Annotated in this window: 1 protein-coding gene; it reads right to left on the reverse strand. The window is 62.9% G+C overall.

Annotated elements, in window-relative coordinates:
• Positions 1-1804 (reverse strand): hypothetical protein (locus tag GXY33_22945; protein ID NLX08010.1); only part of this gene is annotated, 1804 nt, incomplete at its 3' end.
• Positions 1805-2131: the final 327 nt, after the last annotated feature.

The raw sequence follows: 2131 nt of genomic DNA on the forward strand, positions 1-2131 counted from the left end.
CGTACTGAAGAGGCATCGACTGGACGCCGCTGTGGACGATGGTCCGCTCGGCAAACGGCGCGTTGAGGTAGCCGACCGTCGAGCCGGTCTCGTTGACCCAGCCGTCGAGCCAGGTGTCGAAGATCGTCGTGCCGGCCTCGAGGTCGTCGTTGTAGTCCTCGAACCCGTCAACCATCACGTATTCCAGCGTCGAGAAGCTCCAGACCTCACCGACCCAGGTCTCCTCTCCGATCTCGTCCACTCTCCAGTAGTACGTCGCGCCCAGATCCAACTCGCCCGGCGTGGAGCTGGACTGATCGACCGTATCGACCAACAGCAACTCCTCCGGGCGGGTGCCAAAGTAGACCTCGTGCGAGGTGGCCTCGCGACCAGCACGCCAGCTCAAGACCGTGTCCGGATCGATACTCGTTGCGGCATCGGCCGGCTGCGGCTCGCGGGCCTGCACGGGGACGTAGAAGAAGCGGACCTCACTCAGGCCATACTGAGCGAGCATCCCCCAGTTGCTGTTGACGGTCAGCCGGACGGACCTGGCTGCCACGCCCTGGAGGTCCACGACGCTGTTATGGGCGTAGCCGGCCTGTGCGCTGGCCCGGGCCAACTCGGCGTCACCGAGCGCGGTCCAGTCGGCTCCATCGGCGGAGTATTCGATCGTCACGTTCTTGAGCCCGAACCCGAGCACCGGCTCGAATTGGACGTTGTAGTTCCAGACCCACATCTCGTAGAGCTTGTAGACCTTGTCGAACTCGTACTGGATGTAGACGGGATCGTCCCCGGCAGGCAGGCCCAGCCACATGTCCGAGGCGTCGGTGGAATGCCCATCCGCAGCATCAAGGCCGGAACCGTCGATGGTCCTTTCAGGGCCCACGCCTGCGTTGGAAACCGCGTTGCTCGTCGCGATGATGCCGGTGATCGGATAGGCGAACGGTTCGGTCGTGAAGCTCCAGACTTCGCCCTTGAAGATAGTACTATCCGGCGGGGCGTTGACCTCGTCGATTCGCCAGTAGTAGGTCGTTCCGAATTCGAGAAGACCATCCGGATCGTAGCTGGCATCGCTCTGGCCCTGACTGACCAGGACGCCCAGCGGGTTGGCCCGGCTGGCGGTGTTGACATCATCGAAGACGGTCCCGAGGTAGACGTCGTGGGTCACCGCCGTCTCGCCCGGCGTCCATTGCAGCACGATCTCGCGCACCACATCCGTCGCGGCATCGGCCGGCACGGGGTTGGTCGCCGTCTCGCTCGTCGGCGCCGGCAAGACCGCAGCGCCAAGCATGTTCCCCGAATGGCCTTCGGTGCAGCCGCCGATCGTGACGACACCCGCCTTGACTTCGAGGGCAAAGATGGAGAAGTACTGGTTTATGCTCCCGTCGGCGCTCTCGTCGATGCCGATGTCTTCGCCTATGTCGACGAAACCCATGTCGGTCAGCCAGGGCATGCCGGTAATGATCGGATCGACACCCAGGCCACCGGCGGCGCCGCCCATGCGGTTGTCCACGAACACGTAGACGATAGCGCTCTTTGCCAACGTGATGTCCACCTCGTAGGCAGACATGTTCTTATTGTCGTTGGCCAGCATGATGTACTCGGCGCCGATGATGAACTCCGGCACGTCGGCATAGATGTGGGTCCGGTCCACAAAGGTCAGCGCGCCCTCGTCCAGCGGATTCGGCGCGATCTGCGGGTCCTCGGTGGCGTCGGCGTCGGTGTTCCGGTGCGCCACAGCCGTGATCAACTGGGCCTGGGCAGCCGGAGCGGTCACCGACAGGGCGGCCAACAACAGAATCAGAACCATCAGTCTCTTGAACATGACAATCCTCCTTCAGAATCGATCACTGGAACTGCACAGGCGTCGAGTGCCGACGCGCTACAGATATGTCGTGCGGGCATGCCTCCCGAACGCAGCAGGAATCGTGCCGTGAATGCTCCCCCTGCACCATGTATCGGCCGCTACACATCGACCCAGGTCCTCCGTCCCGTCTATGTTGAACTCGGGGGTCCACAATCCACTGGACCGACCCTGAACCTCCCGCAACCGCCGACTCTCTTATATCACATCCTGGCCTGTCATGCAACGGAATCTGTCCGGACTTGGCCCGCGTTCGGGGTACTATGGCTCTCTCGTCGGGGCGGTGAC

It is taken from the genome of Phycisphaerae bacterium (assembly GCA_012729815.1).
Classification (GTDB): Bacteria; Planctomycetota; Phycisphaerae; order JAAYCJ01; family JAAYCJ01; genus JAAYCJ01.